This window comes from Neorhizobium sp. LMR1-1-1.1 (genome assembly GCF_040675795.1).
GTDB lineage: Bacteria > Pseudomonadota > Alphaproteobacteria > Rhizobiales > Rhizobiaceae > Neorhizobium > Neorhizobium cellulosilyticum.
The window spans coordinates 19,531-32,540 of sequence record NZ_JBEGHE010000030.1; the positions used below are offsets into that span (position 1 = coordinate 19,531).

Consider the following 13,010-nt stretch of genomic DNA (forward strand, 5'->3'; position numbering starts at 1 on the left):
TCCTATCGACGCTCGCCGGTGCCAAGCGGTGTGGCGGGTGTCTCTTTTGGCACGCGGCCATATTCATGCGGCAGCGAGCAGGTTTTCAGCTGTGGCAAAATTTTTGTGCCAAAATGTTCGGCCTCGTCCAGATGCGGATAACCGGAAAAGATGAAGGCGCGGATGCCCATCTTTCGATAGGCCTCGATTTCCGACAGCACCTGATCGGTGGAGCCAACAATGGCGGCACCGCAGCCGGAACGGGCGCGGCCGATGCCGGTCCACAAATGTCGCTCGACATAACCGAACTGGTCGGCCAGTTCCCGCGCCCGCGCCTGATGCGATACGCCGAGCGAGATGCTGTCATGCGCGCGTTCGCGGATCAGTTTGCCGTATTCGTCATCGAGTTTCGAGACGATATGTTCGGCATATTCGCGCGCCTCCTGTTCGGTATCCCGCACGATCATGTGCACCCGCAGGCCGTAATCCAGCACCCGCCCATGCACCTCTGCGCGGGCATGCACGGCGCGCATGCGTTCCGCCAGCTGTTCCTTGGGTTCCGGCCACATCAGGTAAACGTCGCATTGCGCCCCGCAAAGCTCCAGCGCATCGGGTGAATAACCGCCGAAATAGAGAAGCGGCCCACCATTCTGCTGGTAGGGACGAGCGGGATCGGTGGAAACGTTCTTGAATTGGTAGATTTCGCCGTCGTGGTCGATCGTGTCACGCGTCCAGGCCTGTCGCAGGATCTCAACGACCTCATGGCTGCGACGGTAACGATAGGCGCTGTCGGCGACTTCGCCCGGAAAATCCGAACTGATAACGTTGAGGGTGAGCCGGCCCTTCAGCATATGGTCGAGCGTGGCCACGGTGCGGGCCAGCATGATCGGCTGCATTTCACCGCAACGGATCGCCGCCAGCATGTTGATGTTCTGCGTGATCGGCGCGCAGGCGGCGACAAAGCTCAGCGTATCCTGCCCGGCCTGATAGGAGGAGGGGCAGAGAATGTTGCGAAAACCCAGCGCCTCTGCCTTTTTCACGATAGCGGAACAGTGTTCGAAGCTGGAGCGCAAAGCGCCATCCGGCACGCCGAGAAAGGCGTAATCATCGGAACAAAGCGAGGAAAACCACGAGATTTCCGAGGCATCGAGATCGGCGGATCGGACGGGTACAACGGTCATCGGAATTCTCCTCCCCGAGATCGATTGACTGTTGCGTAACATCGCGATTGATGTAAATCAATAGTGTATCAATTTGGCGGCGCGTGATGGGAGTGGGCATGCAGCAGACATCCGGCAGCCTGCCGATCTACCTGCAGATCACCGAGCTTCTGATCCGTGACATCGCGGCTGGCCGTCTGATCGACGGCGAAAAACTGCCGCCGGAACGGGAGATGTCGGAACGGCTGGGTGTCGCCACCGGCACATTGCGCAAGGCTCTGTCGGAGCTGCAATCTCGCGGCATGCTGGAGCGGGTGCAGGGTTCTGGCAATTACGTGCGCGCCGTCAGCGATCCGCAGAGCGTCTATGCGATGTTCCGGCTGGAGCTGCTGGAAGGCGGAGGCCTGCCGACAGCGGACATTTTGGATGTGCGGCGTTTGCCCAAACCGGCCGACCTGCCGGATTTCGGTTCGTCGAAAGAGGCGCACCGCATCCGGCGCATCCGCAAACTGTCCGGCAAGGTGGCGGGGCTGGAGGAGATCTGGCTGGATGGCGGTTATGTCGACGTGATCGCGCCGGCCGACCTGTCTGAATCGCTTTACCTCTATTACCGCACGCGGCTCGGTCTGTGGATCGCGCGGGCGGAGGATAGGATCGGTCTCGATACGGTGCCGAATTGGGCGCCGGAAAATTTTGGCCGCCGGGCGGGAGAGCCGGCGGTGCAGATGTTTCGCATCAGTGAAGCGCAGGATGGAAAACGGGCGGAGGTTTCGCGCACATGGATCGACCATTCGGTCGCCCGTTATGTGTCGCGGCTGAAATAGGGACGGAGGAGAAATGGCAGTGCGTTACGGTGTGATCGGCTGCGGCATGATGGGGCAGGAGCATTTGCGCAATCTGGCTTTGCTGCCGGATGCGGAGGTGGTGGCGATTTTCGAGCCTGATGCGGGAATGAGGGCGCGCGCGGCCGAGCTTTCTCCGAATGCGCGTTTGGTCGGTTCGGTGGCGGAGCTTCTGGCCATTGAGGCGGTCGATTGCCTGCTGATCGCCAGCCCCAATCATTTTCATCTCGCTCAGCTGGAGGAGATCGCCGCGATCCGGTCGCTGCCGGTTCTGGTGGAAAAGCCTTTGTTCACCAGCCTCGACGACACGGCCCGCATCGAGACCCTGCGCCAAAACTATCCGGCGCCGATCTGGGTGGCGATGGAATATCGTTACATGCCGCCGGTGGCGCGGTTGATTGCGGAGGCTGAAGCCGCGACGGGTGGCATCCGCATGCTGACCATCCGCGAACATCGGTTTCCCTTCCTGACAAAGGTGGGCGACTGGAACCGCTTCAACAGCCGCACCGGCGGCACGATGGTGGAAAAATGCTGCCATTTTTTCGATCTGATGCGGCTGATCCTGAAATCCGATCCGGTGCGCATCATGGCATCCGGCGGCCAGGCGGTGAACCATGCCGATGAGCGTTATGATGGGCTACAGCCGGATATATGGGACCATGGATACGCCATCGTCGATTTTGCCTCCGGTGCCCGCGCCATGCTGGAGCTTTGCATGTTTGCCGAAGGCGCGCGTTACCAAGAGGAAATTTCGGCCGTCGGTCCGCTCGGCAAGATCGAATGCAAGGTGCCCGGGCCGGGGCGCTTCTGGCCGCAGCATCTCGGGAGCCCACCGGTCGCCAAGGTGATCGTGTCGCCGCGCGAGCCGCAGGGGCCACGCGCGATCGACATTCCTGTCGATCGGGCGCTTCTCGATGCCGGCGATCATAACGGTTCGACCTTCTATCAGCATCAACGGTTTCTGCGCGTGGTGAGAGGGGATGGGCCGGTGGAGGTGACGGTCGATGACGGGAGATGGGCGGTACTTATGGGGCTGGCCGCCCAGCAATCGTCGGAGACGGGGCAGGTCTTGGAATTTCGCTCTGGAGCGTAGGTTTGCCACTCAATATCTAGAAATCGGCTCACAGGGGCAATTATCCTCCCTGTTCAGGGGCTTAAGCCAAGCGGAGACGTTGTGATGAAGGCTCGCAGTTGGAGATGACTATGATCCCATATGCACTTGTACAAACTCGCATTGATACCGAAATTCAGGATTGTACTGCCAGCAGCAGCGAAGAGCATGGTGCTTAGGTTTCAGATACGGATGCGTATCCTATTCATCCGTACGGCCAACGATGGACTTTTCCGCTTAAACTTCTTTCGGGTCGAGAGGCTCATGATGCGTGGTTTAGCATCAATAGCTTGAAGCACGGAACGACGTGCAAAAGGCTCTCCCAGAATAATGGTTCGGCTTGGTCTGCAATTTAGCGTAATGGTCACGGCATTCCAAATGCGGCACTCCACTCTGCTCCCATTTTCCAACGGTCTCACAAGAAGTCTTTTCCGAGACTTTCACGTGATCCGAGCTTTTTTGACGATTTCAGTGATATTCCAGTCCGGCACGCAGAGTTCTGGCAGCGCTGCTTTGTAGTCAACCGGGCCTGGCATATGGTGGCGCCACCGATAGGGTATCTGCGGCTGCACAGCGAGCCGGTGGCATCGACGATCCGTTTGTTGTAACCTCACTGACATTGGGAGGACGCATGGAACGTCGTCTCGCCGCCATCCTGGTTGCAGATGTCGTCGGTTATAGCCGTCTCAGCGAAATCGACGAGGAGAGGACGCGCGCGCAATTTCGATCCGACACGTACAACATTTGGGTCCCCACTATCGAGGCCAACAATGGCCGGTTCGTGAAGACACTGGGTGACGGACTGCTCGTGGAATTTCATAGTGTCGTTGACGCTCTTAGGTGCGCAATCGATGTCCAGAGACAGAAGAGGGAGCAGCGCGATGCTTCCGTTGGATCTGCGCAACTGCAATTCCGCATTGGTATCAATCTCGGGGATATTCTTGTCGATGATGTGCACGGCGAAGGCGTGAATATCGCCGACCGAATCGAGGCATTGTCGGTGCCTGGCGGCATCGTGATATCCGGCTCCACCTACGACCAGGTCAGATCCAAGATCCATGTTGAATACGAGTCACTGGGTAGTCGAAAATTCAAGGGTCTCTCCGAGCACATCAGGGTATACCGCGTCTTGGCTGAGGCGCCGCCACTGCGGCGATTTCCAATCGTCAGCTTCGTATGGCGGAGGCGAGTACCGGTTGCAATCACCGTGATTGGTGGGCTGATTGCCGTGATCAGCCTGACATGGTGGCATGCGCAGTCCACTTTGTTTAACCCGCAGCCGACGGGACAATATGCCTATCCTTTGCCGGACAAACCATCCGTCGCGGTGTTACCCTTCGCCAATGTGAGCGGTGAGACAACGCGCGATCACTTGGCCGAAGGTCTGACGGATGACCTCATTACCGAACTCTCCAAGGTTTCCGGACTCTTCGTGGTCGCTCAATATTCTGTCTCGGATGCTCGTGAAAAATCCGGCACGATCCAGGAAGTGGCGTCTGCCCTGGGGGTCCGATATGTGCTCGAAGGGACATTGCAGCGCGACGGAACACGCCTGAGGATCAATGCCAAGTTGATCGAGGCGATGACAGGCCTGTCGATCTGGGCTGAAAAATACGACCGCCAATATGCTGATCTGTTCACCGTTCAGGATGACGTGATCGGACGGATCATATCGGCGCTCTCGGTCAAGTTGAGCAAAGGGGAGCAGCAACAGCTTTCCCGTATGCCTACAGACAGTCTGGAGGCCTACGACTATTACATGCGGGCCCAGCATGAGGGATTCATCTATGGCGATGTCGATACCTATCGGCGGACATTGTCTTTCTATCAAAAGGCTATCGAACTCGATCCCCGCTTTGCAAACGCCTATGCTGGGATAGCCCGGGTAGCAGTCGACGTCTGGCGTAACGACTACAACTTCATGTGGTCGGCCGCGGTGGCGCGAAAGATTGCCTATGACGCGGCGGGACAGGCACTGAAATTGGATCCTGGAAATTCCCGGGCGCATACCGTCCTCGCTTTACTGCAGTGGGTCGACGGTCACAGCGGCGAAGCGCTTGCGTCAGCCAACAACGCGATAGCGGCCCAACCCAACGACGCAGAGGCGCTTGCCAACCTGGCGCTTATCCAGGCGCATACAGGCTCGGCTGAGAAGGCTGTTTCCACGATCGAGATGGCGCTCCGGCTCGATCCTTCACCGGCGCCTGGTTTCAAGCTGCTCGCAGGGATAGTATTTTATACCGCGCGCAAGGAAAGTGACGCGATCCCGCTAATCGAGGCAGCGTTGAAAAGCCTTCCGAAAACTGAACCGGCCCGAGAGTATCTTGCGGCAGCCTACGCAAACATTGGCGACAAAACGCGTGCGCGAGAAGAAGCGACACGGTTGCTTTGGCTCTTTCCGGAAAGCAATCTGAGTTATTATCGCTATCTCTATGACTATTGGCCAACCGAAGATCTCGACCATCATCTTACCGCGCTTAAATCCGCCGGCATTCCGGATTGGCCATTCGGCTTCGAGGGCCATGACCGAGATCGCATAACAGGGGTGGACCTGCGGGCTTTGATCGACAACCAGACATGGGTTGGCAGGCATCGAAACGGGTCTGAATTCCTCCAGTATTTCAGCTCGGACGGAAAGACGGCTTACCGCAGCGCCAACACAAGCATTACCGGCACTGCCGAAATCAACGACGATAGACTATGCGAGAAGTTCGAGGGCTATTTTCTAGATCGCCTAGTGTGCGGCACCGTTTATCGCAACGTGAATACGGGGATGGCCAATTTCGCATATGTCCATATTACTCCGCGATCACTGCAGTATTTCTCGCTTGAGGAAAAAGCGCGCTGATTACAACAACGTCATTTCCACTGCTTCTGGATCTTCTCGGATATGAGCGTCTGCTGGACATCGGCCCAGTGTTTTTGCGATTCCGGCACCTTTGACTTGTTTGTCTCCATGCCATCGGCCGCGCCGGGATCATAACTGATGTAGAGTTTGCCATCTATGATGCGCCAGGCGCGTGGATCGACATTAGTCGTTACCGTCCCGAACGACACGCCATCCGCGCAATATCCACCGTATTGAGGGGCATAGCGGGAGGGTTCCTTGACGAAAAGATCCCGGTGTTCGGCGCTGGCAAAATACCAGATCGCTCCCAGCCAGCGATGGGAATATTGGGCGTTCCCTTCCACCGCCTTGCCGTCGACGAAATAGGAAACCGGATCATATCCCTTAATCGCCACATTGCCAAAATAGCCCGTATTCACGAAGTCTTCGCCAGCTGCGGTTTGCGCCAGCGAGGCACAAATTGCGAGCGTAGCCAGCCCAAGATGACGCTTTTTCCTGTCTGTGGACATGATGTCCCTCCCGATGTCGTCCTCAAGTCATGTCAGGGCGACTTCCGTTTTATGCACTCCTTGTAGAGCGGTTCACCGACGAGTTCAGCCTTCTGGCATGTCGCCCCCGCCTTCAGTAGCATGTCGCCGACATCCCAATATCCGCGCCACCCGGCTTGCGTAAGTGGCGTATAGCCATTCCTCTCGGCCGCTTCGATATTCGCCTTGTTGGCGAGGAGAAATGCGGCGACATCGGCATGACCTTCCTCGGCCGCTGCATGAAGCGGGGACATGTGGTAGAAATTTTGGGTGTCGTTAACGGCAGCCCCTTCAGCAACAAGACGTTTCACTATGTGGAGGTTTCCGGCATAGGCGGCGGCGTGCAGCGCAGTCAGACCGCTTTTGTTGCGACCCTCAATATCTGCACCCCGGGCAAGAATTAAACCTACGGCGTCGGGATTTCCACTTAGCGACGCCAGGATGAGAGGCAAATCTCCGGCCTCATCCGCATCTGATACATTATCTCCCGCGTCGAGAGCCTGTGTCAGAAGCGCAAGATTCCCATTTCGTGCGGCCTCGTGTAGCTGGCCTGCGGCCGCCATATTGGCCGATATACTGACCAGTAAAAATATCGATTTATCGAAGATCACGGCACAACCCTCCTTGGCCGGGAGAGCTTCAGGCCACTCCCACCTGCACGCCGCATTCAGTAAATCAGGAGGGCGAAATATAGCAGTTGTCAGGTTTTCGAGCAACCAATGCTTCCAAAAGATGGCAAGCGGTCTTCGCCATCTTGCGCTGAACCAGATGTTGGTCAGTCCGGGGCGGGCGGCAGGCGCGCCTTGACGAGTTCGGCGGTTGTCTTGCTCAAGCGTGTTACAAGCGTGCGCATGATCTCCGAAGCGACAGCAGGAAATTCGCTGGTTAACGCCAGAAAGTGATCCTGAGAAATGCGTAATGCTTCCAATTTCGACGTAGCACGTACCGTTGCCGTGCGTGGAATATTACACAGAATAGACATCTCCCCAACGACCGCATTGCGGCCAACTTCCGCGACGGTCAGTTCGCCGGAGGCAGATGATACGATCACGTTTGCCGTGCCGGATAGCAGCACAAAGGCGGCATCGCCTTGGTCACCTTGGCGGAAAAGATCCTGGCCTTTTCGGTATGTCATGCGATCGCAAGCGAAAGCGAGCAGCTTCAGCTTGGACGGCTCGATGCTTGCGAAGATAGGCACTTCCTTCAATGTCTGGACCTCATCGCTAAGCAATTTAGTCTCTCCAGCAAGATATTTTTCTATAGCATCTCGATGTTCATCGGTGGTCGGACGGCAAGTCTAGGAACTCTCGAAACGCGGCATTTGACCGCGCTAATTCAAAATAGGTCCCATTGCCGATCAACGATCCACGCTGAAAAAATAGCACCCGATCGAAAATTTGCGCCACACGCGGATCGGAAAGGCCCCACAGGATAGTGGCGGCTTGCTCCGCCTTGTTTCTCCGTTTGACGATGCCCCGTGTGATCTCTTCGTCAACCCGCTGGTCAAGCGCCGACAAAGGCCTGTTGAATATAGTGAAGTCCGATCGTTTCATCAACGCACGAGCAAGATTGAGCTTTTGCCGCTGAGCCAGCGAAAGGCGTTTTCCTCCAGCGCCAACATCAAACTGCAGGCCGAGCGACAAGACATTCTCATAAAGACCCGCCGCGCGAAACAGCTCCTTCACAACGGTCTGAATATGGGCATCGGCGTCGGCCACCTGAGAGGCGATGCGGCCGAACAACACATTGTCGAGTACCGTTGCCGATGCGGTAACGCGCTCGGGATCATGGCGGTCAATCAGGTTTGCTATGTCGTCGGGAATGTCCGTATGAAAGAGTTTCCGCGCGGCCACAAGCTGGTCCATCAGTGGCTCGGTGAGAATGCCGAAGCGGTGGATGGGTTCGATATAAGCCAGGCTCAGCACGATAATCGATGCGCGATCTTTAGGAGGGATGTGCTCAAAGCGAAGCCCGCGGCATCGCGACAGCGTTGCCTGATAGATCGGAATTTCTTCCGCAGCCATAAATGTCAGCCTGCGAAAGAAAGAATGCTGGGGTGCCACGTCGCGGAAGAGTTCGACGGTGATTTCAGCGATCTCCAAACCCATTTCATAGAGGCTATGATCGAGGCCGGTCGAATTCAAAACCCGCTGGAAACAGGGGTGTGTGATCACGTCCAAGTCAGAGGAGGTCCCCCGGCTCCAGGTTCCGAAGAAAAGGTTTTCTCCGACGCTCGCCTGTATGTTGTAGCGATCGAAGTCGAGCGGTATGAGCATTTCGTCAAGCTGCGTCTCTACCAGGCGCTTGCGGAGGGAGCCACGCAGTTCGACGATCCTCTCGCTAACGGCCGATTGCTCTTTCGTATCGATCGTGGAGCGCAGTCCCAGCCCGAAAATGTCATCGGATATCTGCAAGTCGTCCAGTGTCGGCAGGACCTTATGGAGAAGATCGTCCAGCCCATCGGCTCCGGCTGCCTGGTAGTCAATCCAATTCCCGTGTGGCGAGAAGTCGACATTTCCCGCCATGCGCGCCTCGATGGCATAGCGCTCCGATTCAATCCGCTGCTCGTTGTGAGTCGTCGCACTTGGCCTTGGAGCATTTTTCAGTCCATAAAGTAGATTGTCCATCACACTGCCATGCAGCAAAAACGGCTCGCCTGAAGCGTAGGCAATACGTCGTCCTGTGATCGACTCCGGCATATCGAGCAGATCTTGATCACCAATCGTGATGCTGCCGAATTCCGGCCAGACGAGACGAGCGAGAGCCTCTGCAAACGCTTCTGCTCCGCTGCCGGCGGCACCTACTAGGGCGATAGTCTCACTGGGTTTAATCTCGGTGGAAACCCCATCCAGCAGCCTTGCTCCAGTATCGTCGACAAGTGTGAGGTTGCTGATGATGATGGAAGTCTCCAGTCGTGAAGTCGGTCCACTAGCAGGCGCGTGAACCGATTCCGCGATAAGCGGTTCGACGCTGAACTGGTCGCATACTGTTCCGTATTTTATCTGCACGTCCTGGCGTGCCTGATCCCAGTCGATGAGATCCTTTAATGGGCTTGGAAGATCCTTGTAGGCGGCAATGACGGCGACGAGCTGTCCTAGATCGAGTTTTCCGATCAAAACGAAATAGCCGCCGAAAGCATAGAAGATGAACGGAGTGACCTGAGCGATGAGATTGTTGATAAACTTTACCAGAAACTTCCACTGATAAAGGTCGTAGCGGATCGAGAAAATCCGGCCAAGGCGCCAAGCGATGTCGGCGCGTTCGAGATTGGAAGTATCGTTGCTGTGGACTGCTCCAATGCCGTCGACGATTTCGCTGACACGGCCCGAAAATTCGCGCGCAGTCAACTGGCGCAAGCGCCCGAGTTCCCGCACCCTTCGGCGCATCCGGGGTACGATGCTCAGCTGTATCCCTACGATGCCGGCGGTGAGCATACCAAGCCACATATTCTGAACGATGATGAAACCAAGCGTTGTCAGTGCCTGACCACCAAGTAAAGCGGGCAGGACGAACGCGTCCCCTGTAAAGCCTCCAAGTGGTTCCACCTCGTCCTTGACCATGCTGGCGATTTCGGCGGATTTGAGCCGTTTAAAATGTTTGGGAGGAAAGCGAAGTACCCTGTCCACGAGTGCGAAGCGAATACGACGCAGCATCCGTTCGCCGAGCCTGCCCTTGTATGTATTGATGTAGAACTTGAAGAGCCCGTTAATCAGCACCAGAATCAGGAATGTTGTGCTCAGGGCCATAAGCGTCTGCTGGCGATCGAGATCTATGCCGCTGAAAACTTCCGCACGCCCGATCAATGGAAGGTCGTAGACAACTCGGAAAAACGGCTGTCGCGCATTCAGTGCTTCAAAGCCGTTACCCTGAATTGGGCCATTGATGATCTGCTTCGGCAGGTCGAAGGCCAAAAAATACGGTACCATGGATGCCGCCACGACGAGCAGGATCCAAAGTTGTTGCCTGCGGGTATGGCTCCAGATGTAGCGGAGCAGGCTCCTTTCCATCGCATCGACCTGTTCGAAACCATGGTGGTCACAACCGAGGGGCAAATAGATACAGGCTGCCGACCGGGAAGCGGAGCATAGGTCACATGAGATAAACTCGCAAACTGGAGTGGTGTCCAGGCGCCTGGACTGGCCTTCATTGCGTTGAGTGTGATTGCCGGCAGATCGCAGCGAGGGTCTCGCGTCGGCAAATGCCTCTGCGTCATTGAGCTTGGGCAGCCCTATCGACAAAGGTGCTGTTTCGGGATCTCGTGGAATACCTGATCTTAGATCGGTGCGGGGAGTATGATGCGTTCCCAAATCGGCCTCTTACGCCGGCCGATCTGCCGGGATCAGATGATCGAGCTGCTCCAGCAGTGTAACCGTGCTGGCTATGGGCCGCGCACTACAACTGATGGACGCACGTTAGTCACGCCGGAGGATGGCGGCAGGGGGTGAAATCCTGGGTTCCCGGATAGGGGCTTGGCCTTGCTGGCAACGTCGGCTTGGGTTTTAGGTCGGTCCGGTGTCGGTATGTCCTCCCTCTGTGCTGCGATTTGAACCGGAAGCCGGACATTTTTAGGCTGCTGGCGCGCAGAAGAGCAGGCGGCCTCGACCTGTGAACTCTTCCATCCTTGGCTGGTTCTGGTCCACAGCATCGAAGGACATACCGGCTCGGGTACGGACCCGCTCGGCAAGCTCTAAAAAAGAAAGCCCAAGCTGGCCATTTCCCAAAACACATCTAGCGGTCATGTTCAATTGTCGATGGTTCAGATCCGTTCAAGAGCGAATGAGGTTGCTGTTACTCGGTGAACGTATTCGGCGCTTAACACATGACCACCGTATAGGCCGCAGCCACATACGACCGGCGTCATGACCTGAGACCCAATTTCCCTCCAGTTTTCGAGAGAGTCATTGGGTTTTCAATCTGGCCTCATGCGGCCCGTTTTTCTATAGCCATTTTCATTGCGAACTCGCTTGGGGTGATGTTGCCCAGCGACGAGTGGGGTCTGTTCCTGTTGTAATCCTCCTTCCATGCGGTGATGGCGGCGCGGGCTTGAGCAAGCGACGAGAACAGGGTCCCGGGGGCGATGTAGTGCCATTCGACCTTTGTTTCCTGGCACCATTTGAGGATGGCCATGCTGGTCATCTCCGTCTCGTTGTCCGAGACAATCGTCCTCGGCTTTCCGCGTCTGGCGATGAGACTATCCAGTTCGCGGGCAAGCCTTGCGCCTGACAGGGATGTATCGGCGACCAAGCATAGGCATTCGCGGGTGAAGTCGTCGACGACGGCCAGAACCCGAAAGCGGCGACCGTCGGTGAAGGCATCGCTGACGAAGTCCAGGCTCCAGCGCTCGTTGGGACGCGACGGCAGAGCCAGAGGACGGTCTCGTGCCCAAGGCCCGCTTTCGGCCGCCACGCTTGCGCACCGTCAACTTCTCCTCCCGGTAGAGACGCCGAAGCTTCTTCAGGTTCATGACGATCCCCTGCCGGTCGAGCATGACATGGATACGGCGATAACCGAAGCGCCGCCGCTCGGACGCCACCTTCTTCATGGCCTCGCGGATGGACGCATCGTCAGGCCGCACGCTGCGATATCGCATGCTCGACCGATCCACCGATAGAACCTCGCACGCCCGACGCTGGCTCACTCCATGCTGCGCACAGACGTGAGCCACCGCATCCCGCTTCACATCGGGCGTCACCATTAATGGGATGGTCCGCCTCGTCCTCCTGCCGCATCATGAGGCGGCCAAACCGAAGGAGGTTGCAATGCCACAGCGCAATATGCCGCGCCAGCGGCTGTCTACGGAATTGATATTGGCAAGAACATCTTTCACGTTGTCGGTCTCGGAAGCGATGGCGTCCCAGTCCAGAAGGTTCGTTTCCGACGCGACACGCTGCTACAGTTCTTCGAGCGCGCGGCGCCGGCAATCGTAGGGATGGAATCGTGTGCAGGATCTCAGTGGATTGCCAGGAAGATACAGGCGCTTGGACATAAGGTGCGCTTGATCCCCGCGCAGTTCGTGAAGCCCTACGTTAAGTCGAACAAAACCGACATCATCGATGCGGAGGCGATCGCTGAGGCAGCTACGCGGCCTACGATGCGGTTTGCTGCACTCAAGAGCGAAGAGCAAGCCGATCTTCAGGCTTTGCACCGGGTGCGAGACCAGATGATCGGAACGAGAACGCGCCTGATCAATCAGATGCGGGCTTTCTGCCTCGAATACGGGATCGCACTGCGCCATCGGCGAGGCTCTGGCCTACATTGCCAAATACTGGGATGGCCTGAGGCTCTTCCTGTCTGACGGACGCATCGAGATTGACAACAATACCGTCGAGCGGACCATCCGACCGATTGCTCTTAATCGTAAGAATGCACTTTTTGCCGGACATGATGCCGGGGCTGAGAACTGGGCCACAATCGCCTCGCTCATCGAGACCTGCATGTGTGGATGGCTCCCGTGATGCAAGAGGCTTATTTGATCGATGCGCGATAGTCGGCGGCTTGCATGTGTCCGGCCTACGTAAAGGCGGCATATTTGGCCGCCGGCCC

8 protein-coding genes and 3 pseudogenes are annotated in these 13,010 nt (G+C 57.0%); 5 read left to right on the plus strand and 6 right to left on the minus strand.

Features of this window, described 5'->3' with window-relative positions; translation table 11 throughout:
• Nucleotides 1-2: 2 nt before the first annotated feature.
• A complete protein-coding gene (locus MRBLMR1_RS19475; protein WP_148144125.1) occupies nt 3-1,160 on the minus strand; it encodes an LLM class flavin-dependent oxidoreductase in 1,158 nt (385 codons plus the stop codon).
• A gap of 98 nt (nt 1,161-1,258) precedes the next feature.
• Between MRBLMR1_RS19475 and MRBLMR1_RS19480 the strand changes: the two genes are divergently transcribed.
• The 3 genes from MRBLMR1_RS19480 (at nt 1,259) to MRBLMR1_RS19490 (ending at nt 5,940) form a co-directional block, all read left to right on the plus strand.
• Nucleotides 1,259-1,963: a GntR family transcriptional regulator gene (locus tag MRBLMR1_RS19480; RefSeq protein WP_500065749.1), complete on the plus strand. Its 705-nt coding sequence runs from the start codon at nt 1,259-1,261 to the stop codon at nt 1,961-1,963.
• A 13-nt stretch (nt 1,964-1,976) separates the two neighbouring features.
• Nucleotides 1,977-3,074 (plus strand): Gfo/Idh/MocA family protein, encoded by a 1,098-nt coding sequence (locus tag MRBLMR1_RS19485; RefSeq protein ID WP_183688473.1) that lies wholly within the window; start codon nt 1,977-1,979, stop codon nt 3,072-3,074.
• A 649-nt stretch (nt 3,075-3,723) separates the two neighbouring features.
• Nucleotides 3,724-5,940: an adenylate/guanylate cyclase domain-containing protein gene (locus MRBLMR1_RS19490; RefSeq protein WP_500065751.1), complete on the plus strand. Its 2,217-nt coding sequence runs from the start codon at nt 3,724-3,726 to the stop codon at nt 5,938-5,940.
• An 11-nt stretch (nt 5,941-5,951) separates the two neighbouring features.
• Here the strand turns inward: MRBLMR1_RS19490 and MRBLMR1_RS19495 are convergent, their stop codons facing one another.
• The 5 genes and pseudogenes from MRBLMR1_RS19495 to MRBLMR1_RS19515 all read right to left on the minus strand — a co-directional run.
• Nucleotides 5,952-6,449: a YHS domain-containing (seleno)protein gene (locus tag MRBLMR1_RS19495; RefSeq protein WP_148144129.1), complete on the minus strand. Its 498-nt coding sequence runs from the start codon at nt 6,447-6,449 to the stop codon at nt 5,952-5,954.
• 32 nt (nt 6,450-6,481) lie between these two features.
• On the minus strand, nt 6,482-7,030 hold the full coding sequence (locus MRBLMR1_RS19500) for an ankyrin repeat domain-containing protein (RefSeq protein WP_286195172.1): 549 nt from the start codon (nt 7,028-7,030) through the stop codon (nt 6,482-6,484).
• 212 nt (nt 7,031-7,242) lie between these two features.
• Nucleotides 7,243-7,698: a Crp/Fnr family transcriptional regulator gene (locus MRBLMR1_RS19505; protein WP_148144131.1), complete on the minus strand. Its 456-nt coding sequence runs from the start codon at nt 7,696-7,698 to the stop codon at nt 7,243-7,245.
• Nucleotides 7,699-7,741: 43 nt separating this feature from the next.
• Nucleotides 7,742-10,474 (minus strand): ABC transporter transmembrane domain-containing protein, encoded by a 2,733-nt coding sequence (locus tag MRBLMR1_RS19510; protein ID WP_500065753.1) that lies wholly within the window; start codon nt 10,472-10,474, stop codon nt 7,742-7,744.
• Between the two features lie 913 nt (nt 10,475-11,387).
• Nucleotides 11,388-12,162 (minus strand): annotated as a pseudogene (locus MRBLMR1_RS19515) (IS3 family transposase); the annotation flags it as partial.
• A 64-nt stretch (nt 12,163-12,226) separates the two neighbouring features.
• On the opposite strand from MRBLMR1_RS19515, the pseudogene MRBLMR1_RS19520 reads away from it, so the two are divergent.
• Nucleotides 12,227-12,720, plus strand: a pseudogene (locus MRBLMR1_RS19520) (IS110 family RNA-guided transposase); the annotation flags it as partial.
• Nucleotides 12,701-12,901, plus strand: a pseudogene (locus MRBLMR1_RS19525) (IS66 family transposase); the annotation flags it as partial. The pseudogenes MRBLMR1_RS19520 and MRBLMR1_RS19525, both read left to right, overlap by 20 nt.
• Nucleotides 12,902-13,010 lie beyond the last annotated feature (109 nt).